General features: G+C 70.8%; 23 protein-coding genes and 2 pseudogenes. 10 read left to right on the top strand and 15 right to left on the bottom strand.

Annotated elements, in window-relative coordinates; genetic code table 11:
- Window positions 1-135: 135 nt before the first annotated feature.
- From ACRVYW_RS06110 to ACRVYW_RS06085, 6 genes are all read right to left on the bottom strand, one after another.
- Entirely contained in the window at window positions 136-1290 is a 1155-nt protein-coding gene (locus ACRVYW_RS06110) for a cystathionine gamma-synthase (RefSeq protein WP_431802727.1), read from the bottom strand.
- Window positions 1287-2414, bottom strand: coding sequence for a pyridoxal-phosphate dependent enzyme (locus ACRVYW_RS06105; protein ID WP_431802725.1), 1128 nt, complete (start codon window positions 2412-2414; stop codon window positions 1287-1289). The genes ACRVYW_RS06110 and ACRVYW_RS06105 overlap by 4 nt, the downstream gene beginning before the upstream one ends.
- Window positions 2415-2634: 220 nt before the next feature.
- Window positions 2635-3696 (bottom strand): LLM class flavin-dependent oxidoreductase, encoded by a 1062-nt coding sequence (locus ACRVYW_RS06100; RefSeq protein ID WP_431802723.1) that lies wholly within the window; start codon window positions 3694-3696, stop codon window positions 2635-2637.
- Window positions 3693-5018: an O-acetylhomoserine aminocarboxypropyltransferase/cysteine synthase family protein gene (locus tag ACRVYW_RS06095; RefSeq protein WP_431802721.1), complete on the bottom strand. Its 1326-nt coding sequence runs from the start codon at window positions 5016-5018 to the stop codon at window positions 3693-3695. Before ACRVYW_RS06095 ends, ACRVYW_RS06100 begins: the two co-directional genes overlap by 4 nt.
- Window positions 5015-5728: an alpha/beta hydrolase gene (locus tag ACRVYW_RS06090; protein ID WP_431802719.1), complete on the bottom strand. Its 714-nt coding sequence runs from the start codon at window positions 5726-5728 to the stop codon at window positions 5015-5017. The genes ACRVYW_RS06095 and ACRVYW_RS06090 overlap by 4 nt, the downstream gene beginning before the upstream one ends.
- 73 nt (window positions 5729-5801) lie before the next feature.
- On the bottom strand, window positions 5802-6812 hold the full coding sequence (locus tag ACRVYW_RS06085) for an LLM class flavin-dependent oxidoreductase (RefSeq protein ID WP_431802717.1): 1011 nt from the start codon (window positions 6810-6812) through the stop codon (window positions 5802-5804).
- Between the two features lie 193 nt (window positions 6813-7005).
- On the opposite strand from ACRVYW_RS06085, the gene ACRVYW_RS06080 reads away from it, so the two are divergent.
- Window positions 7006-8553, top strand: a complete 1548-nt coding sequence (locus tag ACRVYW_RS06080) for an ABC transporter substrate-binding protein (RefSeq protein WP_431802715.1) — start codon at window positions 7006-7008, stop codon at window positions 8551-8553.
- 198 nt (window positions 8554-8751) lie between these two features.
- On the opposite strand, the gene ACRVYW_RS06075 is transcribed toward ACRVYW_RS06080, so the two are convergent.
- From ACRVYW_RS06075 to ACRVYW_RS06050, 6 genes are all read right to left on the bottom strand, one after another.
- Complete coding sequence (locus tag ACRVYW_RS06075) at window positions 8752-9498, bottom strand: ABC transporter ATP-binding protein (protein ID WP_431802713.1); 747 nt, start codon at window positions 9496-9498, stop codon at window positions 8752-8754.
- Between the two features lie 88 nt (window positions 9499-9586).
- Window positions 9587-10447, bottom strand: a complete 861-nt coding sequence (locus ACRVYW_RS06070) for an ABC transporter ATP-binding protein (RefSeq protein WP_431802710.1) — start codon at window positions 10445-10447, stop codon at window positions 9587-9589.
- Complete coding sequence (locus ACRVYW_RS06065) at window positions 10444-11355, bottom strand: ABC transporter permease (protein ID WP_431802708.1); 912 nt, start codon at window positions 11353-11355, stop codon at window positions 10444-10446. The genes ACRVYW_RS06070 and ACRVYW_RS06065 overlap by 4 nt, the downstream gene beginning before the upstream one ends.
- A gap of 6 nt (window positions 11356-11361) precedes the next feature.
- Complete coding sequence (locus tag ACRVYW_RS06060) at window positions 11362-12327, bottom strand: ABC transporter permease (RefSeq protein ID WP_431802706.1); 966 nt, start codon at window positions 12325-12327, stop codon at window positions 11362-11364.
- 15 nt (window positions 12328-12342) lie between these two features.
- Entirely contained in the window at window positions 12343-13710 is a 1368-nt protein-coding gene (locus tag ACRVYW_RS06055) for an LLM class flavin-dependent oxidoreductase (protein ID WP_431802704.1), read from the bottom strand.
- Window positions 13711-13855: 145 nt separating this feature from the next.
- Entirely contained in the window at window positions 13856-14719 is an 864-nt protein-coding gene (locus tag ACRVYW_RS06050; RefSeq protein WP_431802702.1) for a sulfurtransferase, read from the bottom strand.
- A gap of 142 nt (window positions 14720-14861) precedes the next feature.
- On the opposite strand from ACRVYW_RS06050, the gene ACRVYW_RS06045 reads away from it, so the two are divergent.
- From ACRVYW_RS06045 to ACRVYW_RS06035, 3 genes are all read left to right on the top strand, one after another.
- The gene (locus ACRVYW_RS06045) at window positions 14862-15470 is read left to right on the top strand and encodes a flavin reductase family protein (protein WP_431802700.1); all 609 of its coding nucleotides are present in this window, start codon (window positions 14862-14864) and stop codon (window positions 15468-15470) included.
- Between the two features lie 71 nt (window positions 15471-15541).
- A complete protein-coding gene (locus ACRVYW_RS06040; RefSeq protein WP_431802698.1) occupies window positions 15542-16924 on the top strand; it encodes an aspartate aminotransferase family protein in 1383 nt (460 codons plus the stop codon).
- Between the two features lie 40 nt (window positions 16925-16964).
- Window positions 16965-17315: a hypothetical protein gene (locus ACRVYW_RS06035; RefSeq protein ID WP_431802696.1), complete on the top strand. Its 351-nt coding sequence runs from the start codon at window positions 16965-16967 to the stop codon at window positions 17313-17315.
- 6 nt (window positions 17316-17321) lie between these two features.
- On the opposite strand, the gene ACRVYW_RS06030 is transcribed toward ACRVYW_RS06035, so the two are convergent.
- Together ACRVYW_RS06030 and ACRVYW_RS06025 are read right to left on the bottom strand one after the other, a co-directional pair.
- Window positions 17322-17648, bottom strand: coding sequence for an ATP-dependent DNA ligase (locus ACRVYW_RS06030; protein ID WP_431802694.1), 327 nt, complete (start codon window positions 17646-17648; stop codon window positions 17322-17324).
- A gap of 4 nt (window positions 17649-17652) precedes the next feature.
- On the bottom strand, window positions 17653-17928 hold the full coding sequence (locus tag ACRVYW_RS06025; RefSeq protein WP_431802692.1) for a hypothetical protein: 276 nt from the start codon (window positions 17926-17928) through the stop codon (window positions 17653-17655).
- A gap of 142 nt (window positions 17929-18070) precedes the next feature.
- On the opposite strand from ACRVYW_RS06025, the gene ACRVYW_RS06020 reads away from it, so the two are divergent.
- From ACRVYW_RS06020 to ACRVYW_RS05995, 6 genes and pseudogenes are all read left to right on the top strand, one after another.
- The gene (locus tag ACRVYW_RS06020) at window positions 18071-18226 is read left to right on the top strand and encodes a hypothetical protein (protein ID WP_431802691.1); all 156 of its coding nucleotides are present in this window, start codon (window positions 18071-18073) and stop codon (window positions 18224-18226) included.
- 149 nt (window positions 18227-18375) lie between these two features.
- Window positions 18376-18675, top strand: a pseudogene (locus tag ACRVYW_RS06015) (thiamine pyrophosphate-binding protein); the annotation flags it as partial.
- 20 nt (window positions 18676-18695) lie between these two features.
- Window positions 18696-20039 (top strand): annotated as a pseudogene (locus tag ACRVYW_RS06010) (aldehyde dehydrogenase family protein); the annotation flags it as partial.
- Between the two features lie 111 nt (window positions 20040-20150).
- Window positions 20151-21317 carry a 3,4-dihydroxyphenylacetate 2,3-dioxygenase gene (gene hpaD / locus ACRVYW_RS06005; protein WP_431802689.1) on the top strand — a complete coding sequence of 389 codons (1167 nt, stop codon included), beginning with the start codon at window positions 20151-20153 and terminating at the stop codon, window positions 21315-21317.
- A gap of 68 nt (window positions 21318-21385) precedes the next feature.
- Entirely contained in the window at window positions 21386-22171 is a 786-nt protein-coding gene (locus ACRVYW_RS06000) for a 2-keto-4-pentenoate hydratase (RefSeq protein WP_431802687.1), read from the top strand.
- On the top strand, window positions 22156-22959 hold the full coding sequence (locus ACRVYW_RS05995) for an HpcH/HpaI aldolase family protein (protein ID WP_431802686.1): 804 nt from the start codon (window positions 22156-22158) through the stop codon (window positions 22957-22959). The genes ACRVYW_RS06000 and ACRVYW_RS05995 overlap by 16 nt, the downstream gene beginning before the upstream one ends.
- A gap of 89 nt (window positions 22960-23048) precedes the next feature.
- Here ACRVYW_RS05995 and ACRVYW_RS05990 read toward each other — a convergent pair whose 3' ends face one another.
- Complete coding sequence (locus tag ACRVYW_RS05990) at window positions 23049-23369, bottom strand: hypothetical protein (protein ID WP_431802684.1); 321 nt, start codon at window positions 23367-23369, stop codon at window positions 23049-23051.
- Between the last annotated feature and the right edge of the window lie 40 nt (window positions 23370-23409).

Raw genomic sequence — 23409 nt, 5'->3', positions numbered from 1 at the left:
AACGCGGCCACGCGCGGAATCGTCGGCGCAAAACGCTGCCACGCGCGGAATCGTCGGCACAGATCGCGGCCACAGCCCTCGCTGCCGACGATCTGCGCCGACGAAACCCCCGCCGGGCACGAGCTCCAGACCAGATCAGACCTGGAGCGCCTGCTCCAGGTCGGCGAGGAGGTCGGCCTCGTCCTCGATGCCGACCGACAGGCGCACGACCTCGACGGGGACCGCCGCGTCGGTGCCGCGCACCGAGGCGTGGGTCATCGCGTCGGGGTAGTTGACGAGCGATTCGACCCCGCCGAGCGACTCGGCGAGGGTGAACAGGCGCGTCGACTCGGCGAAGCGGCGCGCGGCCTCGCCCGACTCGAGCGCGACCGAGACGATGCCCCCGAAGCCCGACATCTGGCGCGCCGCGAGCTCGTGCCCCGGGTGCGCCGCGAGCCCCGGGTAGTAAACGCGCGCAACACGTTCATGCCCCTCGAGGAATGCGGCGACGGATGCCGCGTTCTCGCTGTGCCGGCGCATGCGCACGTCGAGGGTCTTGATGCCGCGCGTCGTGAGCCAGGCATCCATCGGCCCGGATACGCCGCCCACGGCGAACTGCAGGAAGCCGACCTCGGCCGCGAGGGCGTCGTCGTTCAGGACGACCGCTCCCCCGACGACGTCGGAGTGTCCGCCGAGGTACTTGGTCGTCGAGTGCACGACGACGTCGGCGCCGAGCGCGAGCGGCTGCTGCAGCGCCGGGGTCGCGAACGTGTTGTCGACGACGACGAGCGCGCCCGCCTCGCGTCCGATCTCGGCGAGCGCGGCGATGTCGCTGATGCGCAGGAGCGGGTTCGACGGCGTCTCGACCCAGAGGAGGCGCGGGGGTGCCGCCGCGACGGCCGCACGCACGGCATCCGTGTCGCTCATGGCGACCGTCCGAAGTCCGACGCCCCACGGACCGAGCACGCGCGCGAGCAGTCGGTAGGTCCCGCCGTAGACGTCGTTGCCGAGAAGCACCTCGTCGCCGGGCTGCAGCGCGGCGCGCAGCAGCGCGTCTTCCGCTGCGAGGCCCGAGGCGAACGAGAACGCGTGCGCTCCTCCTTCGAGGGCCGCGAGCTGCGCCTGCAGCGCCGTGCGGGTCGGGTTGCCGCTGCGGCCGTACTCGTAGCCCTGGCGGAGGCCACCGATGCCGTCCTGGGCATATGTCGTCGAGAAGTGCACAGGCGGGATGACGGCTCCCGTGCTCTCGTCGGGCTCCTGCCCGGCGTGGACGGCGAGGCTCGCGAAGCCGCGGGCGGCGGGGGTGGTCATGAACGGACTCCTGTCAGGTCGTCTCGGCCCCCGCGAGACCGCGCGTTCTCGACGAGACCACCGGCGTTCTCGCCGGGTTTCGTCGAGAAGACGCGGTCTCGCGGGAGGGAGGGTGCGGTGACCGCGGAGGGTGCGGTGGGTGCGGTGGGTGGGGTGGGTGGGGGGGAGGCGAGGGGGATGCCGCGGGCTTCGAGCCACGCGTCGTCGTACAGCTTCGTGAGGTAGCCGCGGCCGTGGTCGGGGAGGACCACCACGACCACCGCGTCATCGGGGAGGCCCCGCGCGACGCGGAGCGCCGCGACGACCGCCATGCCCGACGACCCGCCGACGAGCAAGCCCTCCTCGCGGGCGAGGCGGCGGGTCATCGCGAAGCTCTCGGCATCCGACACCCGCTCGTACCGGTCCACGACCGACGCATCGAACGTGTCGGGGTAGAAGTCCTCGCCGACGCCCTCGACGGCGTAGGAGTGGATCGGGCCGCCCGAGTAGATCGAACCCTCGGGGTCGGCACCGACGACGACGATCTCGCCCGCCGTCGCCTCCTTGAGGAAGCGCCCCGTGCCGCTGATCGTGCCGCCCGTGCCGATGCCCGCGACGAGGTGCGTGACCCGCCCATCGGTGTCGCGCCAGATCTCGGGGCCGGTGGTCTCCGCGTGCGCGCGCGGTCCGTTCGGGTTCGCGAACTGGTTGGGCTTGAACGCTCCGGGGATCTCGCGCGCGAGGCGGTCGGAGACGCTGTAGTACGACTCGGGGTGCTCAGGCGGCACGTTCGTCGGCACGACGACGACCTCGGCGCCGTACGCGCGGAGAACCGCCGTCTTCTCACCCTCGAACTTGTCGGGCACGACGAAGACCATGCGGTACCCGCGCTGCAGCGCGACGAGGGCGAGGCCCACGCCGGTGTTGCCGCTCGTCGGCTCGACGATGGTGCCGCCGGGGCGGAGCTCCCCGGATGCTTCCGCGGCATCGATGATCCGGCTCGCGATGCGGTCTTTGGCCGAGCCGCCCGGGTTGAAGTACTCGACCTTCGCGAGAACGGTGGCGCGGATGCCGTCGGTGACGGACCCGAGGCGGACGAGGGGCGTGTTGCCGACGAGGTCGGCGATGTGCGAGACGTAGCGCATGAGGAGTCCTGTGGATGGGGCCGCGGGGTGAGGCGCGCGATGCGCGGGGATCAGCGGCGGGCTGTCGGGGTCGTCGGGAGAACGCGGGCGCGGGGTACGCGCCTCGGCGTCAGCGACAACAGCGACAGGTCAGGAACACCCCGCCAGAGTAACCCACGACCCAGGATGCCGGGGAGTGTTACACATTCGGCGTAACACTCCCCGGCCTCACCCGCTGCGCTCAGACCCCCAGAAGCGAGGGTGCGGAGCTCTGCGGCACGAGCGGGAACACCTGTTCGGCGATGCGCTCGAGCTCCTCGCGCAGCGGCGAGGACTGGATGAGCAGCAGCGTGATGCCCGCGTCGCCGTACGCCCGGATCCGCTCGGCGACCTGTTCGGGTGTGCCGACCAGGTTCGGACGCAGCCCGCGGGTGCCGACCGAGTACTCCCGCTTGGTGAGCTCGAGCGAGAGGTTGGAGTTCTGCCGGAACTGCTCGAACGACGCGTAGCCGGGCGAACACTCGTCGACGGATGTGATGCGCTCGAGTTCGCGCTGCGCCTCGGCCTCGGTGTCGCGGACGATGACGTACGCGGGCATGCCGATCTCCCGCATCGGTCGTCCCGTCCAGCGGAGCGAGCGCTCGGTGATGTCGGCGACGTTCGCCGTCACCTCCTCGAGCGTTCCGCCGTGCATGACGTAGGCATCGGCGAACCGTGCGATCGACTCCTTCCCCGCGTCGCTCTCGCCGCCCGCGAAGACGACGGGTGCGGCCGACGGCTTCGGCTCGACGATGGTCCCCTCGAGCGTGTAGTACTCACCCGCGAAGTCGAACGGCGTCCTCTCCCACAGCCCGCGCAGCACGTCGACGAACTCCTCCGCCTGCACGTAGCGGGCGTCGTGGGTGGTGAAGCGTCCGCCGAACTGCCGCGCCTCCTCCGCCCACCAGGCCGCGACGACGTTGAGCGCGACGCGCCCCGGCGCGATCGAGTCGAGCGTCGACACGGTTTTGGCGAGGACCGCCGGCAGGTGGAAGCCGGGACGCACGGCCGTCATGACACGCAGCCGGTCGGTGACGGCGAGGATCGCGGCCGACAGCGACCACGCTTCGAGGCTCGGCGCCTCGGGACCTTTGCGGTCGTTGAGGTAGAGCTCCGGCACGAGCGTCGTGTGGAAGCCCAGCCGGTCGGCGGTGATCGAGATATCGCGGATCGACGCCCACGTCGCCGCCATCCCCTCCTCGTCGCCGACGTTTCGGAGGAAGCCGCCGTAGACCGGAGTCCAGTAGCCGAGGTCGATCGTCATGAGGTTCCTTTCGAGGGCGCGGAGAGACGGCCGAGAGCCTGTTCCAGATCGGCGATGATGTCCGCCGGGTCTTCCAGCCCGATCGAGAGGCGGATCGTCGTCGGGGAGATCCCGGCATCCGCCAGCTGCACGTCGGTGAGGTGGCTGTGGGTCATGGATGCCGGATGGTTCACGAGGGACCGGGCATCGCCGATGTTGGCGACGAGCTTGACGAGCCCGAGCCCGTCGACCACCGTGTGCACGCGCGCGCGGTCGGCGTCGGCATCGCCGGTCGCGGCGAGGTCGAACGAGAACACGGCCGGCGCGCCCTTGGGGAGGTAGGTGCGTGCGGCATCCGCCCACGCATTCCCCGGGATGCCGGGGTGATGCACGGCCGAGACCGCGGGGTGCGCGTCGAGGAAGCGGGCGACCTCGAGCGCGGATGCGGTGTGCTTCGCGATGCGGAGGTCGAGCGTCTCGATGCCCTGAAGGAGTTGGAACGCGTTGAACGGCGACAGCGAGGGGCCGAGGTCGTGGACGTACTTCGTGCGGATGAGGACGGCGAGCGCCTGACCCGCCGCACCGAACCGGTCCCAGAGCGTCACACCGGGGATGCGGGCGTAGGGGCGGGTCAGCTGCGGCCAACGGCCCGGGTCGGCACCGAAGTCGAAGGTGCCGAGGTCGACGACGACACCGCCCATGGAGGTGCCGTGCCCGCCGAGGTACTTCGTCGCGGAATGCACGACGATGTCGGCACCGAAGTCCTTCGGTCGCTGCAGATAGGGCGTCGCGACGGTGTTGTCGATGATGAGCGGCACGCCCGCCGCATGCGCGATGTCTGCGACCGTTCGGACGTCGAGCACCTGCGCCGTGGGGTTCGTCACCGACTCGGCGAACAGGGCGCGCGTCTCGGGGCGGATCGCGCTGCGCCACGCATCCGGGTCGTCCTGATCGACGAAGTCGACCGCGATGCCCCAGTCGGCGAACGTGTCCTGCAGGAGGTCGACCGTGCCGCCGTAGAGCTGGCGCGCGGCGACGATGTGCTCCCCCGCCTTGGCCAGCGCGAGGAGCGCGACGGCGACCGCGGCCTGCCCCGACGCGACGGCGACCGCTGCCGTCCCGTTCTCGAGCGCGGCGACGCGCTGCTCGAACACCACCTGCGTCGGGGTCGAGGCGCGCGAGTAGAGGTTGCCGGCCTTGCGAAGCGCGAAGATGTCCTCGGCATCCTGCAGCGAGGCGAACTCGTACGCCGTCGTCTGGTAGATCGGCGTCGCGACCGCGTTCTGCGGCGTGCCAGGGGTGTACCCCTCATGCACTTGGAGCGACGCGAAGCCGTCGCTCACGCGCGGGCCGCCTCGACGAGCGGGTGGCGCACGATCGGCTGCTCGACACTTCCGGCGCGCAGCCGCTCGAGCCACAGCACGATCGTCGCGGCGACGGAGCGGTGGCTCTGGTCGTTGAGCGCGTCGTGGAGCCCATCGACCGTCTCGACGAACTCCAGCTCTGGCACCGCGGCGAGCGTTTCGCGGGCGGTCCCGACCGGCGCGATGGGGTCGGCGCCGCCGTGGATCGCGAGGACGGGTACGCGGATACCGGCGAGCGCACGGTCGCCGGGGATCGCGGCGGCGCTGCGAGTGTCACCGGGTGCGTCTTGCGCCGCGAGCACACCGAGGTGGACAGGGCAGGCGGAGCGCTCCTCAGGCGACGCCGACGCGTCGTCCCGACCCGCGATCGGAAGCCCGGCGACGATGACGCCGTCGATGCCCGCGCCGCGCGCGCCCGCAGCAGCCGTCAGAGCGATCGCAGCGCCGCGATCCGACCCGACGAGGACACGCGGCCCAGGCTCCTGCGCGACCAGCCATGCCTGCGTCCGCGCTGTGTCGTCGCCGCTGAAGACGCCGACGACATACCCGTCGAAAGCGAGGCGGCGGCCGAATCGGGCGTAGACGTCGGCGCCTTCCCCCGCCCCGGCGATGAGGGCGAGGACACCGCGTACGCGTGTTCCGGCGGGCGGTTCGTGAAGGACGGGCGGGAGCGTCGGAGCGGAGGTCATGGCATCCATTTCACTGAGCGACGCCGCATGGCGCCACCTTGTTGCGGGGTGTTGCGGGCAACGTCTCGGTCGATCACAGCGTCGACGCGAGCGCGGGGGCGCGCAGCCCGTGGTCGCTCGCCTCCGCGATGCCCACGAGCTGGTCGGCGAATCCCGCGTCGGCGAGGGGAAGGACAGGGGCGAGGAGCAGATCGGTCGCGGCGCGCACCGTGGGGTCCTCGCCGAGAGACGCGGCGATCTCTGCGGGCGAACCCACGTGAGTGTTGGACAGGCAAACGTAATCGAGCGCCGTCTGTCCCGATTGGCCGAGCGGGAGCGCGCCAGGGTCGTCGCGGAGGATCGCGCCGATGCGCTCGAGGGCGTCCCCTCGGGATGCCGCGACGAACACGGCGCGCGACACGGCGATCCGCGGGGCCGTGGCGGCGGTCGCGGGGTAGGCAGTGACGTACGCGTCGACGAGGGCGCGCTGCACGGTGCCGGTGTCGCCGGCGCGCACGACGCGATGCAGCTGGAGCCCGTCGCCGGAACGCGCCGCCGCGACCGCGGTCGCCTCCCCCGATGTCGCCTGCCACAGCCGCGTCGCCAGATCGGCCGGCGGCGGGTACAGGGCGACGCGCTCGCCGTCGACCCGCGCGCCCGAGGTGAGGAGGGTGCGCAGATCCGCGAGCGCCCCCCAGTAGAGCTCCTCGCGGCCGGTTTCGTCAAGACCGAAGGCGCGGTACGCCTGGGAGGAGAACCCGTGCCCGTTGCCCTTCCCGACCCCCAGCTGCAGCCGTCCGCCGCTGAGGGCGTGGACGCTCGCAGCCACCTCGGCGAGGCGCAGAGGACTGTCGAAGGCGATCGGAACGACGGCCGTGCCGAGGTCGATGCGCTCGGTGGCGGCCGCGGCGCCGGCGAGCACGGTCAGCGCCGACGAGACGCCGATCGTGCCGAAGTGACCCTCGGCGAGCCAGAAGGCGTCGAAGCCGACGTTCTCCACATCGCGGGCTGCCTGGACGATCCGACGGGTGAGTACGCTCGCGTCGCCCCGTGCCGAGGGGAGGACGAAGACGCCGATGCGGCGACGGGGAGGTGTGGGAGACATGACGGCTCTTTCGCGGCGACGGGTCTGGATGTCCCGAGTCTGGGGCTCGCGCGCGGACTCCACCGACGCCGATGAAAGCGGACGACACGCGGCGCAATGCGACGTAACGATCCGCGGGGTCCGGCCGCCGGGCCGTGGTGGACTGGCGCGTCCTTGCCCCTGGCACCCGATTCCCACCCTGCACGGAGACCTCATGAGAAGACTCACCCTGACCGCCGCGGTCGCCGCCGCGGCGGCCGTCGCGCTCGCCCTGAGCGGATGCGGTTCGAACACGCCCCGCGGAGAGGGCGACGCCGCGCCCGCCGTGGTGAAGTGGGGCGTGGCCGCCCTCAACACGAACTGGGACCCGATCGTCACGGGGGCGACCGGGGCGACGACGACGATGACACCCATCTACGAGTCGCTCATCACGCGGGGCGAGGACGGCAAGCTCCACCCCGCGCTCGCCACCTCCTGGGAGTACAACGACGAGGGCACCGCCGTGACCTTCACTCTCCGCGAGGGTCTCACCTTCCACGACGACTCCCCCGTCGACGCGGAGGCGGTGAAGTACTTCATCGAGCGCGCCAAAAGGCAGGAGAACTCCGCCCTGGCGGGCTCCTACGAGAACATCGACACCGTCGAGGTGATCGACGACCTCACCTTCGTCGTCCATCTGAAGACGGTCGACTACCAACTGCCGTACCTCCTGAGCAACCGAGCCGGTCTCATCACGAGCAAGGTGGCGGCGCAGAAGGATCCGCAGGCGCTCAATACGAGCCTGCCGGTGGGTGCGGGGCCGTTCAAGGTCGTCTCCCTCGTCCCCGAAGACAAGATCGTCCTCGAGAAGAACCCGGACTACTGGGACGCGGACGAGATCCACATCGACCGCATCGAGATAGACGGCGGCAACGACCCGTCGACGCTCGTGTCGTCGCTGCAGACCGGCGTGTACAACTTCGCGACGATCACGCCCGCGCTCATCGAGCAGGCCGAGACGGCCGGCTTCGACGTCATCCGCGACCCGAAGACGAACTGGGTGATCTCGTTCCTCAGTCTGAATCTCAACAAGGAGCCGTTCACCGATCCGAGAGTGGTCGAAGCGGTGCGCTACGCGATCGACCGCGACGAGATCGTGAAGAAGGGGTACCTCGGGTACGCGGACGCCGTGAACCAGGTCTTCCCCGAAGGTCACCTCGGCTACGACCCGTCGCTCGAGGACGAATACGCCTACGACCCTGCGAAGGCGAAGCAGCTGCTGAAGGATGCCGGATACGAGCCCGGTGACCTGTCTCTCACGCTCTATCCCTTTACTGCTTCCGATCCGAATGCGGAGATCATCCAGTCACAGCTCGGCGCCGTCGGCATCACGGTGGACATCGAGATCGATCCGAACTGGGCGAAGGGATACTTCGGCAAGGAGTACGCTCTCGCGCTCTACGGGTACGTCGGCCGAGACTCGTACGTGCAAGCGCTCACCGAGCACTTCTCCGACGGCGGCGTGCTGAATCTGAGCTCGCCGTATACGTCGCCGGAGTTCGCCGAGGCGCTCGCCAAGGTCCGCGCCACACCGACGGACGACACCGAGGCGTACGGCGAGGCGCTCACGCAGGCCGCCGCCGCGGGCTACCGCAACGGCTCGACGGTCGCGCTGGCGACGGGCACGTATATCTGGGCGAAGGACCCGTCGATCTCCGACAGCGACGAGCACATCGAGGGCCGACTCGGCTGGAAGGGCGTGCGGATCACGTCCGACGACTGACCCCAAACATGCGGCGGCGGCGGCTCCCTCGGGAGTCGCCGCCGTTGCGTGTTCGGCTCGCCGCTTCGTGTTCGGTTCGCAGGAGATTCTGTCCATGCGGGGGCTTTTCGCGCCTCGAATCGTGCCGCGAGCAGCAAATGTCCTGCGAACCGAACGGCGTGCCGGGCGGGTTCAGCCGACCGGGGGGCGCTGACCGGGTCAGCCGGCGAGTTCGCGGCGCAAGCGCTCGCGTTCAGCGCGGGGCATGCCCGCCCCGGCGAGGGTCGGCGCCGAACCCACGAGCAGCCGCGTGTAGGCGTGCTCGGGGCGGCGTACGACGCTCTCGCTCGTGGCGGTCTCCACGATCGTGCCGTCGTAGAGGACGGCGGTGCGATCGGTGACGCCCGCGACCGATCCCAGATCGTGCGAGATGTAGAGGAGCGCCACGCCCTGTCCACGGAGCCTCGTGAGAAGCTCGAGGATCTTCACCCGGTTGGCGGCGTCGAGCGCACTGACAGGCTCGTCGAGGACGATGACGGCGGGGTCGGTGATGAGGGCGCGCGCAATGGCGGCACGCTGCCGCTGCCCGCCGGAGAGCTCACCCGGAAGGCGGCCCGCGAGCGCGGGGTCGAGCTCGACGTCGACGAGGCGCGCGCTCACGGCATCCGCCGCCCCGGCACGCTCACGCCCGCCGCGCACGGTGAGCGGTTCGGCGATCGAGTCTCCGATCGTGCGGTCGGGGTCGAAGCTTCGGAGCGGGTCCTGGAAGACGTACTGGACAGCGCCCGACCGTCGGAACGCCCGCCGCCGGGCCCCGGCGAGCCCGTGCACCGCCGCACCGTCGACGAAGATCTCGCCCGCACGGATGGGGACGAGTCCGAGCACCGTGCGCGCGAGGGTCGTCTTCCCGGATCCGGACTCGCCCACGAGCCCGACGATCTCGCCGGCGGCGACGTCGAGTGACACGTCGTGGAGGACCCGTCTGCGGTGTCGTCCGCGTCCCCGCACGGCTTCGACGCCACGCAGACGCAGCGCCGGTACAGACGCGCCCGACTCAGCCGACACGGGTCACCGCCGCAGCATCGGGCTCCGACGCCGGGAGCGCGACGAAACGCTCGATACCGTACTTCTCATGCTCCTCGATGAGCAGGCGGGTGTACGGATGCCTCGGCGCACCGATCACCTGCGCGGTGCGTCCTGCCTCGACCACCCGACCGTCGCGCAGCACGACGACCTCGTCGCACAGCTGGGCGATGACCGACAGATCGTGCGAGACGACGAGGAGGGTCAGTCCGATCCTCTCGCGCAGGTCGGTGAGCAGGTCCAGGATCTCGGCCTGCACCGTCACATCGAGCGCGGTGGTGGCCTCATCCGCGATCAGCACACGCGGTTCGAGGGCGATCGCGATCGCGATGAGCACGCGCTGCAGCATGCCGCCGGACAGTTCGTGCGGGTAGGAGCGTGCGACGCGGCCCGTGTCGCCGAGGCGCACCGCGTCGAGCAGGCGCGCACTCTCGACCCGAGCCGCCCGCCGTCGCAGCCCGCGCTTCACGCGCAGCACCTCGCGCAGCTGCGCACCGATGGTGAGGGAGGGATGCAGGTACGACCCCGGATCCTGGAACACGGCGGAGATCACCCCGCCGCGCAGGCGCGACCACTCCCGCTCCCGGAAGCCCGTCACGTCCTGTCCGTCGACGACGATCCGCCCCGCCGCGATCTCGACACCGTCAGGGAGAACGCCGAGCATCGATCGGCACGTGAGCGTCTTGCCGCTCCCCGACTCCCCGACGATCCCGGTCACGCCCCCGCGGCGAAGTGCGAGCGTGACGTCGTCGACGAGGGTCTCACCCGTCAGCGAGGAGACGATGGTGAGTCCGTCGATCGAGACGACACCGGTCTGTTCGGTCGTGGTCATAGGAGGACCTCCTGCTTCTCGGGATCGCGTCTGTCGTGATCGCGCGCGGCGCGCGGCGGCCGAGCCCCGGCCGAGCGGCTCGCGCGCGCCAGCAGCGCACGCCCGCTCTGGCCCGAGACATCGCGCAGGGCGTCGGCGAGCAGGTTGAGGCTCAGCACCGTCGCCATGATGAGCACCGCGGGGAAGACGGGCGCGAACGGCTTCAGTGGCAGATAGCGGAGGTCGGCGGCGAGGTCGCCGCCCCACGTCGGCGTCGGCGGCTGCACGCCGATGCCGAGGAAGCTGAGGCTCGCGACGACGACGAGACCGGCCCCGAGCGCCCCCGCGAGGGCGACGCCGATGACGGGGAGCACCTTCTTCACGACGTGATGGCGGACGATGAACCCCGTGGTCGCGCCCGACAGCACGGCCGACTCCACGTACTGCGAGCCGAAGACCTGGAGCGTCGCGGCGCGGGCGACGCGGAAGAAGAGGGGCGAGATGAGCACCCCGACAGCGACGAGCGCCTGCAGAAGTCCGTTGCCGAGAAGCGCCGTGACCGCGACGGCGAAGACGAGGAACGGCAGGGAGATGAGTGTGTCGACGACGCGCAGCGACACCCACTCGAAGGAGCGCCCCAGGAAGACCGAGAGGATGCCGGGGACCGCGCCGACGACGAGAGCGATCACCCCGAGGAGCGCCGTGCCGAAGACGCTGAGCGGGGCCCCGTGAAGGAGGCGTGACAGCACGTCACGCCCGAGGTAGTCGGTGCCGAGCAGGTGCGCCGCGGAGGGCCCGGCGAGGATGTCGTCGCTCCCCTGCAGCGGGTCGAACGAGGCGAGGAGCGGCCCGAACACGGCCAGTGCGACGATGACGGCGAGGAGGATGGCGGCAACGAGGCCGGTGCGGATCCTCAGGAGGTCGGGCACGGCGGCTCACACTCCCCGGCCGGCGGCGGGCGAGAGCCGGGCCAGCACGATGTTGACGAGCAGATTGAACACCACGACGAGCACGATCGAGACGACGAGCGCTCCCTGCACGGCCGGCACGTCGCCGCGAAGCGCGGAGTCTGCGGCGAACTGCCCGTAGCCGGAGAGCCCGAAGATCGCCTCGGTGACGATCGCCCCGCCGAGCAGAGCCGGGAATTTCATGCCGAGCACGGCGACGGCCGGTCCGGCGCCGCCGCGGAGCGCGTGTCCGAAGAAGACGCGCTGCGGGCTCAGCCCCCGCACGCGCGCCCCCACGATGTAGTTCTCGTCGAGCGCGGAGGTGAGTCCCGTGCGCAGTTGTCGGGCGACGTCGGCGACGGTGTCGAAGCTCAGCGCGACAGCGGGGAGCGTGATGTACCAGAGCCAGAGACCGACACCCCCCTCGGCCGGAGAGACGTACCCGGCAGACGGGAACCAGCGCAGCCCGACGGCGAACACCGCGACCAGCGCGACTCCGACGACGAAAGGGGGCATGACCGACAACGCCGTCGTGACGACCGTGATGCCGCGGTCGACGACGCCGCCACGGCGGAGGGCCGCGATCAGTCCGAGGATCGCTCCGACGACGATTCCGATGACGAGGGCGAGCCCCGCGACCGACAGGCTCACGAGCGCTTTGTCGAACAGGATGCGGGAGATCTCGGTGCCGTTCCACCAGCTGTTGCCCAGGTCGCCGCGCAGCACCCCGCCCATCCAGTCGGCGTACTGCGCGAAGAACGGCCTGTCGAGACCCCAGTCCTTCTCGATCTGCGCGACCAGCTCGGGCGTCGCGTTCTCGCCGAGCTGCAGGTGCGCCGGGCTCACCCCCGACAGGTCGCGCAGGAGATACGTGAGGAAGGTGGCGAGGAGGAAGACGGGGACGAAGACGGCGACGGGGCGGATGACGGATGCCGCGATGCTCCGGACGGTCATGGGCGGCGAGCCTGCTCAGGCATCCAGCAGCGCGGGAACGCCGAGCGGCTCCGTGCCCCGTCGTGCGGTGTGGACGTTCTCCGGACGGACGAGTCCGAGGTGCTCTCGGAGCGTGGTGCCCTCATAGCCGTCGCGCGCCAGCCCGCGGCTGCGGAGGATCGGCAGCACCTCGTCGAGGAAGCGGCGGAACTGGCTCGGCGCCGACACATAGATGTTGAAGCCGTCGGCGGCGCCCGCGCGGAACCACTCCTCGAGGACGTTCGCCACGGTCTCGGCCGAGCCGACGAACGGCGAACGTCGCGGTTGCGACAGCTGCTCCACGACCTGTCGCAGGGTCAGCGCCTCGGAGACGGCACGATCGACGATCTGCGCCGCCTGGGTCTTGAAGCTGCGCTCGGCGAAGGCGAGCGTCTCGGCGGGGAAGGGCGCGTCGAGGTCGTATTGCCGGAAGTCGTGCCAGCCGAACGGGCGGCCAAGCTCGGCGAGGGCCTGCTCGAACGTGTTCGAGAGGCGGTGCTGAGCGAGTTCGATCTCGCGCGCCTGCTCGTCGGTGTCGCCGACGACGATCCGCGCGCCGGGGAGGATGAGGATGCTCTCCGGATCGCGCCCGAACGCCGCCGCGCGCGTGCGGATGTCGCGGGCGAACTCCTGGTTCGCGGCGATCGTCGACGCATGCGTAAAGATTCCGTCGGCGTGGCGCGCGCCGAGGTCGCGCCCGGGCGCCGAATCGCCGGCCTGGAACACGACGGGATGACCCTGCGGCGAGCGCTCGATGTTGAGCGGGCCCACGATCGAGAAGTGCTCGCCGCGGTGATCGGTCCGGTGCAGTCGCGCCGGGTCGAGGAAGCGGCCGCTCTCGCGGTCGCGCGGGAAGGCGTCGTCCTCGTACGAATCCCAGAGCTTGCGCGCGACCTCGATGTGCTCGGCGGCGCGCGAGTACCGGGTGGCGTAGTCGTAGTGCTCGTCGAGCCCGTAGTTCCCCGCCGTCCCCCCGTCGCCGCTCGTGACGACGTTCCATCCCGCGCGCCCGCGGCTGATGTGATCGAGCGAGGAGAAGCGGCGCGCGAGGTTGTAGGGCGCGTTGTAGGACGTGGTCGCCGTGCCGACGAGGCCGATCCGCTTCGTGCGTGCCGCGAGGGCGGACAGGAGGGTGAGAGGCTCGAGCCGGCTGAGGTAGTGCGGGGGCGAGTCGGGGGTGATGAACTGGCTGTCGACGATGAAGACGAGGTCGAGCGCGGCGCTCTCGGCGAGCTGTGCCTGCGCGATGTACCAATCGATGTCCACGCTCGCGTCTCCCGGAATCTCGGGATCGAGCCAGCGGTTGTGCTCGCCGGGGCCTCCGGTGCCGGTGAGAATCGCTCCGAACACGATGTGGCGAGTCATGGGTCCTCCTGTGACGTCGGGCGCTTCGCGGGTTGCGAGCGGCGCTCCGGGAATACTGCCCGGCGGGATGCCTCTGGCGCGCGGACCGTTTCGCCGCGTGTACCAACGTTTCGCCGTGTGACGCCGCGGTGCCGCCCGTGCGCGCTCAGTACCCGGCGACCACCACGTCGAACGGGCTCGCGCCGATCGCGATCGGGCGCCCTGCGCTCCGCGACCAGAGGCTCCACGACCCCACGAAGACGCGCGCGGTGACCCCGGCGGTCTCGAAGGCGAGCGCGGAGTGCATCGAGGGGATGCCGGACGCGCACGAGAGCACCACGCGCGTGCCGGGCACGATGCCGTGCACCGCGAGGGTCGCGCGGATCTCGGACGGGCCGCGCAGCAGCCCGTCCGGCCCGATGTGCGTGACGGTCGGGATGTTCACGGCGCCGGGGATGTGGCCGGCGGCGGGGTCGAGCCCGGCGACCGCCCCGCGATAGTGCTGCGGCGCGCGCACGTCGACGAGCACGCCGTGGTGGGGGGCGAGAGCCGCGTCGTCGATGTCGGCGACCGCGTCGCGGTAGTCGGACTCTCCGCTCCACGTGCCCCGACGCACCGCGGTGTCGCCGCGCTCCAGCCGCAGCCCGTGCCGGAACCACGCGCGCAACCCGCCGTCGAGCAGACGCACGTCGATGCCGTTGCGCCGCAGAAGCCACCACGCCCGAGCGGCGGGAACGCCCTCGTTGTCGTCGTAGACGACGACACGATCGCCGACGTTGACACCCCACCGGCGCACGGCCTCGTGGAGATCGGCATCCGTCGGCAGCGGATGGCGGCCCGCCTCCGGGTGCCCGGGGGCGGCGAGCTCCCGCTCGAGGTCGACGTACACGGCCCCCGGAAGGTGTCCCTCGAGGTAGTCCGGACGGCCCTCGGGTCGGTCGAGTCGCCAGCGCACGTCGAGCAGCCGAGGGCGCGCACCGTGCGCGATCTCGGCGGCCAGTTCGGGCGCGCTCACCAGCGGAGAGGACATGACCCCATGGTTCCGAGCGCGCGGCGCACGCGACAGAAGCGCCGCAACACGGCGACACAGCGTCGTCACATTCCGTCACGCAGGGTCACACATGCACACAGTCGGGCATAAGACGGCACCCCGCGCGGTTGACTCGACTGTCATGAGCACGCCCCACGCCCCCGATCCCTCCGCCGCGCCGTTCCCGTCCGCTGCGCCGTTCTCCTCCGCGGACGCCCCCACGCACGAATTCTCGTCGTCGCTGTCCCCCGACGAATTCAAGACGCTCTTCCGCGGACACCCCGGCGGCGTCGCCGTCGTCACGGCGGATGCCGGCGACGGCCCGGTCGCGCTCACCGCGACGAGCGTCTCGAGCGTCAGCGCCGAACCGCCGCTCCTCATCTTCTCGGTGTCGTCGCTGTCGTCGGCATCCGACGTTCTCTCGCGCGCCGAGACGGTCGTCGTGCACCTCCTCGACGCGCACGACATCGACCTCGCGCGGCTCGGTGCGACAAGCGGTGTCGACCGGTTCGCGCAGACGCACCGCTGGTCACGCCTGGTCACCGGCGAGCCCGTGTACGACGGCGTGCGCGCGTGGGCGCGCTGCGCCGTGATCGGACGCATGGATGCCGGCACCTCCACCGTCATCGCCGCGCACGCTCTGCAGGCCGACGTCTCCCGCGACGTCGCCGCCGGAGAGCACGGCGACGCCCTCGTCTACCACAACCGCTCCTGGCACCGACTCGGAGACCACTCCCGCATCGACGGCTGAAGTTCCGCCCGTCACACCCCACGACGTCACCGCCCCGCAGTAGCGTGGGGTCACGTCGATCGGAGGATGCCGTGACCCGCACCGAACCGGAACTGCAGCAGATGGCGCGCGACCACCTGTGGATGCACTTCGCCCGCCAGTCCGTCATGACCGAGGGGCCCGGGGTCCCGATCATCGTCAAGGGCGACGGACACCACATCTGGGACGCGCAGGGCAAGAAGTACTTCGACGGTCTCGCGGGGCTGTTCGTCGTCAACGCGGGGCATGGGCGTCAGCGCCTCGCCCAGGCCGCCGCGAACCAGGCCGAGACCCTCGCCTTCTTCCCGCTGTGGTCCTACGCGCACCCCGCCGCGATCGAGCTCGCCGACCGGATCGGGTCGCTCGCTCCGGGCGACCTCAACCACGTCTTCTTCTCGACCGGCGGCGGCGAGGCCGTCGAGACGGCGTTCAAGCTCGCGAAGCAGTACTTCAAGCTCGTCGGCAAGCCCCTCAAGCACAAGGTGATCTCCCGCGCGATCGCCTACCACGGCACCCCGCAGGGCGCGCTCGCGATCACGGGCCTTCCGGGCATGAAGGCGATGTTCGAGCCGGTCACCCCAGGCGGCTTCCGCGTGCCGAACACCAACTACTATCGCGCCGCCGAGGCGGGCTTCGCCGGCGGCACGGAGGAGGAGTTCGGCGTCTGGGCCGCCGACCGCATCGAGGAGATGATCGTCTTCGAAGGCCCCGAGACCGTCGCCGCCGTCTTCCTCGAGCCGGTGCAGAACTCGGGCGGATGCTTCCCTCCCCCGCCCGGGTACTTCCAGCGGGTCCGCGAGATCTGCGACCGGCACGACGTCCTCCTCGTCTCCGACGAGGTCATCTGCGCGTTCGGGCGGCTCGGCACGTACTTCGGCGCGGATGCCTACGGCTACCAGCCCGACATGATCACGTTCGCCAAGGCCGTCACGAGCGGGTACGCGCCGCTCGGCGGCACGATCGTCTCGGACCGCATCTACGAGCCGTTCGCGCACGGGCAGGCATCTTTCGCCCACGGCTACACGTTCGGCGGTCACCCCGTCTCGGCGGCGGTCGCCCTCGAGAACCTCGACCTGTTCGAGGAGGAGGGGCTGCTCGAGAACGTGCGGGAGAACTCCCCCGTCTTCCGCTCGACGCTCGAGAGGCTTCTGGATCTGCCGATCGTCGGCGACGTCCGCGGCGACGGGTACTTCTTCGGCATCGAACTGGTGAAAGACACGGCGACGAGGGAGACCTTCAACGAGGACGAGTCCGAGCGGCTGCTGCGCGGCTTCCTCTCGCAGGCACTGTATGAGGCAGGGCTCTACTGCCGCGCCGACGACCGCGGCGACCCGGTCATCCAGCTCGCGCCGCCGCTGACGATCGGCCCGGCGGAGTTCGACGAGATCGAGCAGATCCTGCGCGGCGTGCTGACGGAGGCATGGTCACGGCTGTGAATAGCCGACGAAGAGCGGCATCCGACTTACAATCGTTCCCGTGGGAACCATCTATTACGGGGGGTCGGCGACGCCGATCCACATCGACGACCGGGCGCTCGCGCATCTGAAGGTCGTGATCTCGACGAAGCTCCGCCGCGGTGAGAGCTTCACGGTGTCGTGGCGCCACCCTGACGGCGAGCCCCGCGGCCGCAGCACGATCTGGTTGCACCCGTCCATCCCGATGCGCTTCGTCTTCGACGACCCCGAGCCGGCCGAGCTCAGCCGCGCGTGGATCGAGGACCTCGCCCAATCGGCGAACTCGTCCGGCGGCATCCAGCTGGTGGCCGAGCAGATTGATACGAACGGCACGGCGGACGACGCGCCGCAGACCGTGGAGGTCTCGGACTGACCCGGCTCAGCCGGTCATGACCTCGCCGGCGACGGAACCCTCCGGCTCAGGCACGATGTACAGACCCGCCGTTGAGTTGGCGGCATGCGTCAGAGCCTCCAGCCACGCCCGGTTGAGGGCCGGCTGACGGCTGCCGTGGTACTTGTACACGAGTGAGGCGTTCGGGTGGAGCCACACGGTGGTGCGGCCGTCGCCGAGGCTCGCGTCGTTGCGCCACGTGAACGGGAAGGGTTCGCCGCGGCGGAGCTTCTGGGTGATGACGACCTGGAGGTGCGCCAGCACGCGGTCGTCGAAGTCGACCTTCACGCTGCCGTCGTAATTGAACCTGCCCACGCCTCTACCGTAATGCGTCGACGCGGCGGGTGATCTCATCGAGGGCGAGGTCGGCTCCGCCGACGGGGGCAGCCAGCTCCAGCGGCGCGTCCACGACCGCCATGATCCCCGATCCGCCCAGCAGCAGCGAGCACAGCGCGGCGTTTCCTTCGTGGAAGCTCGGGAACTCGACGATGTCGGTGCCGCCGCGCTCACGCAAGGCCCGGGCATAGGACAGCACGGCATCGGCGATCTCGTCCGTCGTCAGGATGCGGTGGCCCTCGATCAGGATGTCCTTCATGGTGCGTGTCCCTCTGGATGCGTACTGGTTCCGTGTGCCTCTACTGAACCGGATCGGCTGGGCGCCACGCAGGGGGTTGACAGACGCGGGGCGGGCTGTCAAGCCTTACGCATGGGACGACCCGGCGCGGGAGACTCGACCCATGACCCTCGCACTCATCCTCATCATCGTCGGCATCGTCCTCATCCTTCTCGGCGTCTTCGTCCAGGCGGCGCAGTTCCTCCTCTGGATCGGCATCGTCATCCTGATCGTCGCCGTGATCGCCTGGTTGATGAACGTCGTCAAGCGCAACGCCTGACGCGCGTGCGCGGAGGGCGCCGGGCACCGCAGTCGCCCGGCGCCCCTATACTCGTGACTGTCCGGACGCGACGACGCGCCCGGTGCTCGAAAAAGGGGCACGCGAGACATATACGGCATCCTTCACCGCTCTTCGTCTCAGGAGCTTCCATGCCCACCGTCTCCGCGCACGTCGCCCAGACCCTCGCCCGCCACATCGACCACGTCTTCGGGGTCATGGGCAACGGCAATGTCCACTTCCTCGACGCGCTCGTGCGCGGTGAGAACGTCCACTACACCGCTATGCGCCACGAGGCCGGCGGCGTCGTCGCGGCCGACGCGCACTTCCGCGCCGGCGGCGGTCTCGCGGCGGCGACGGCGACCTACGGCGCGGGGTTCACCAACACCCTGACGGCCCTCGCCGAGGCGGTGCAGGCGCACGTGCCGCTCATCCTCGTCGTCGGCGACGAACCGACCTCCGGGCCACGCCCCTGGGACGTCGACCAGATCGCCCTCGCCGCCGCCGTCGGCGCGCGCACCTATACGGTCGGGCGGGCGGATGCCGCGGCCACGACGGTCATCGCCGTCGAGCATGCCCTCGCCTACCGTGTCCCGACCGTGCTCGCGATCCCGTACGACGTCGCGAAGGTCGACGCGGGACCCGTGCCCGAAGCGCCCGCGCCGCGGCTGCCCGCGCCTCTCGCCCCGACCTCACCGTTCACGCAGGCCGCGATCGCGGACCTCGCCCGCGCCCTCGCGGGGGCCGAGCGTCCCGTGCTGTTGGCCGGACGCGGGGCGTTCCTCGCCGGCGCCGGCGACGTGCTCGGCCGGCTCGCCGACGCGACGGGGGCTCTCACCGCGACCACCGCCCTCGGGCGCGGGATCTTCCCGCGTGGCGAGTACGACCTCGGTGTCACGGGCGGATTCGGCGCCGAGGGCGCGATGGAGCTCATCGGCGAGGCCGACGTCGCGGTCGTCTTCGGTGCGGGACTGAACCAGTTCACCATGCGTTTCGGCGCGCTGTTCTCGCCCGGCACCCGCGTCGTGCAGGTCGACATCGCGCCGGCGGCGACGCACCCGCACGTGGGCGGGTTCATCCGCGGCGACGCGCGCCTGGTGGCGGAGGCGCTCGCGGACGACGTCGCGCGGGTGCGGGGCGACGAGGGATCGACGCGACGATCTTCGGGGTCTTCTCGCTCAACGGCGAGCGCTGCACCGCGGGTTCGCGCATCCTCGTGCAGCGCTCGATCTACGACGAGTTCGTCGAGCGCTACGCCGCGCAGGCGAAGCGCGTGAAGGTCGGCTACCCGCACGACCCGGCCACCGAGGTCGGCGCGCTCGTGCACCCCGAGCACTTCGCGAAGGTGATGAGCTACGTCGAGATCGGCAAGACCGAGGGCCGCCTCGTCGCCGGCGGCGGGCAGCCCGAGGGATTCGAATTCGGCAACTTCGTCGCCCCGACGGCCTTCGCCGACGTCTCCCCTGACGCCCGGATCTTCCAGGAGGAGATCTTCGGCCCGGTCGTCGCGATCACCCCGTTCGACACGGAAGAGGACGCGCTCGCCCTCTCGAACGACACGAAGTACGGGCTCGCCGCGTATGTCTGGACGAACGACCTGAAGCGCGCACACACCTTCGCGCAGTCGCTCGAGGCCGGCATGGTCTGGCTCAACTCCAACAACGTGCGTGACCTGCGCACCCCGTTCGGCGGCGTGAAGGCGTCGGGCCTCGGGCACGAGGGCGGCTACCGCTCGATCGACGTCTACACCGATCAGCAGGCCGTGCACATCACGCTCGCCTCCGAACCCCACAACCCCACCTTCGGCAAGGCCTGAACCCGCCGCGAGACCGCGCGTATGTACGCTTTTGGGCCCCGAAACGTGACATTCGCGCGGTCTCGCGGAACACGACGATCCGCAACGACCCACCCGACGCAAGGACGCGACATGACCCACCGTGACACCCTCACCCCCACCTCCTCGGGCTACTTCGTGAGCCAGGAGGCCCCGATCCACTCCGACAACCCGATCGCGACGCCGACGGCGCTCCCGCCCGACATCCTGCGCTGCGCCTACATGGAGCTCGTCGTCACCGACCTCGCGGCATCCCGCTGGTTCTACGTCGACGTGCTGGGCCTCTACGTCACCGCCGAGGACGACGAGGCCATCTACCTGCGCTCGACGGAGGAGTTCATCCACCACAACCTCGTGCTCCGCCGCGGACCCATCGCCGCCGTCGCCGCCTTCAGCTACCGCGTGCGGTCGGCCGAAGACCTCGACCGGGCCGTCGCCTTTTACACGGAGCTCGGATGCCGCGTCGAGCGCCGCGCCGAGGGATTCGTGAAGGGCATCGGGGACTCCGTGCGCGTCGAGGACCCGCTCGGGTTCCCGTACGAGTTCTTCTTCGAGACGACCCACGTCGAGCGGCTCAGCTGGCGCTACGACCTCCACACTCCCGGCGAGCTCGTCCGCCTCGATCACTTCAACCAGATCACCCCCGACGTGCCGCGCGCGGTCCGCCATTACCAGGACCTCGGGTTCCGTGTGACCGAGGACATCCAGGACGAGGCGGGCACCGTGTACGCCGCGTGGATGCGGCGGAAGCCCACCGTCCACGACACCGCCGCGACCGGCGGTGACGGCCCGCGCATGCACCACGTCGCCTTCGCGACGCACGAGAAGCACAACATCCTCGCGATCTGCGACAAGCTCGGCGCGCTCCGCCGGTCGGATGCCATCGAGCGCGGCCCCGGCCGCCACGGCGTCTCGAACGCGTTCTACCTGTACCTGCGCGACCCCGACGGCCACCGCGTCGAGATCTACACGCAGGACTACTACACGGGCGACCCCGACAACCCGGTCGTCACGTGGGACGTGCACGACAACCAGCGCCGCGACTGGTGGGGGAATCCCGTCGTCCCGTCCTGGTACACCGAGGGCTCGCTCGTCCTCGACCTCGACGGCAACCCGCAGCCGGTCGTCGCCCGGACCGACGACTCCGAGATGGCGGTGACGATCGGCGCCGACGGCTTCTCGTACACGCGCCGCGACGAGGGCGAGGCGTCGATGCCCGAGTGGAAGCGCGGCGAGTACAAGCTCGGCCACCAGCTCTGACCCGTTTCGACTCGCTGCGCTCGCTCAACGACCGGAGGGTCGCGCACCCCTCACCGACCGGAGGCCCCATGCTCACGCCCACCCAGATCGCCGAGATCGCCGACGAGCTCGCCGTCGCCGACCGCGCGCACACCGTCATCCCGCGGATCACGGCCCGCTACCCCGACGCGACGGTGGAGGATGCCTACGCGATCCAGGGCGTCTGGCGCGACCGGATGACGGCGTCGGGGCGCACGCTCGTCGGTCGGAAGATCGGTCTCACCTCGAAGGCGATGCAGCAGGCGACGGGCATCACCGAGCCCGACTACGGCGTGATGTTCGACGACACCGTCTATCCGACGGGTGCGACGATCCGGGCGGCGGAGTTCTCGAACGTCCGCATCGAGGTCGAGCTCGCGTTCGTGCTGAAGGCCCCGCTCGCGGGCCCGGGCTGCACCCTCGACGACGCCCTCGCTGCGATCGACTATGCCGTGCCCGCGCTCGAGGTGCTGAACTCGCACATCGAGCTCGAGGGCCGCACGATCGTCGACACGATCAGCGACAACGCCGCCTACGGCGCGATGGTCCTCGGCGACGTGCACCGCCGCCCCGACGAGATCGACCTGCGCTGGGTGCCGGGAGTCCTCAGCCGCAACGGCGAGATCGAGGAGACCGGCGTCGCGATGGGCGTGCTCGGGCATCCCGCCACCGGCGTCGCGTGGCTCGCGAACAAGGTGGCGGCCCACGGTGACAGACTCGAGGCGGGCGAGATCATCCTCGCCGGGTCGTTCACCCGGCCGATGTGGGTCGCGGCGGGTGACGAGATCCGTTGCGACTACGGTCCGATGGGAGTCATCACATGTCGTTTCGACTGAGCGCGACCTTCCGCGACCGACTCGCTGCGGCGCCTCGCCCGCTCGTGGGCGGCTGGGTGTCGTCGGGCTCGCCGCTGGTCGCGGAGATCATGGCCGGCGCGGGGCTCGACTGGCTGCTCATCGACGGTGAGCACGGTCCGAACACCCTCGACACGGTCCTCGCGCAGCTGCAGGCGATCGACGGGTCGGGGACGACGCCGGTGGTGCGCGTGCCGTCGGGTGATGTCGTGACGATCAAGCAGGTGCTCGACCTCGGCGCCCAGAACCTCCTCGTGCCGATGGTCTCGTCCGCCGACGAGGCGCGCGCGGTCGTCGAGGCGGTGCGGTATCCGCCGCGCGGCCGGCGCGGCGTCGGCTCGGCGCTCGCCCGCTCGGCGCGCTGGAATCGCGTGGACGACTACCTCGCAAACACCGACGCGTATGTGTCGCTGTTCGTGCAGATCGAGACGGCGGATGCCGTCGACGCCGCCGCCGAGATCGCCGCGGTCGACGGCATCGACGGCGTCTTCGTCGGACCGAGCGACCTCGCGGCATCCCTGGGCCTGCTCGGTCAGCAGACGCACCCCGACGTGGTCGACGCCGTCCACCGCGCCTTCGCCGCCGTGCAGGGTGCGGGCAAGCCCGTCGGCGTGAACGCGTTCGACCCCGCCGTGGCACAGACCTACCTCGACGCGGGCGCCGCGTTCATCGCCGTCGGCGCCGACGTCGCCCTTCTCGCGCGCGGGTCGGAGGCCCTCGCGGCGCGCTGGATCCCGCACGCCGACGACACGCAGCGCGCCGGCTACTGACCCGGCTCCGCGCCGTCACCCCGACCGCGAGACCGCGCGAATGTCACGATCCCGGAGCGGGAACCGTGCATTCGCGCGGTCTCGCGGCATCAGCGGAAGGCCGCGACCGCCTCGTCCAAGGTGAGGACCTGGCGCGACTCGACCGCGACCGCGTACCACTGGCCGGTGAGGACCACGAAGACGTGCCCGACGCGGTCGATGAAGCCGACGACGACGCCCGGGCGCGACACCTCGAAGCGGTCGACCGCGACGGGGAGGCACACGAGCGCATCGGGGCACACGGGCGCATCGGGGCACACGGGCGCATCGGGGAAACCGAGTGAGGCGGCGCGGGCGGCGGACTCGGGTGCGCTGTCGCAGGCCGCAACGCGTCGCCGCCCCGAGGCCCCGAGTCCCGTCGTCGTGCTCACAGCCGCGCCTCCGTCCTGATCCCGGTCCGTCTCTTCGAGG

The sequence above is a fragment of the Microbacterium sp. bgisy203 genome (genome assembly GCF_965345155.1).
Lineage (GTDB): Bacteria > Actinomycetota > Actinomycetes > Actinomycetales > Microbacteriaceae > Microbacterium.
Note: the sequence above shows the minus strand (reverse complement) of the source record. Positions and strands in the feature narration are given on the sequence as shown.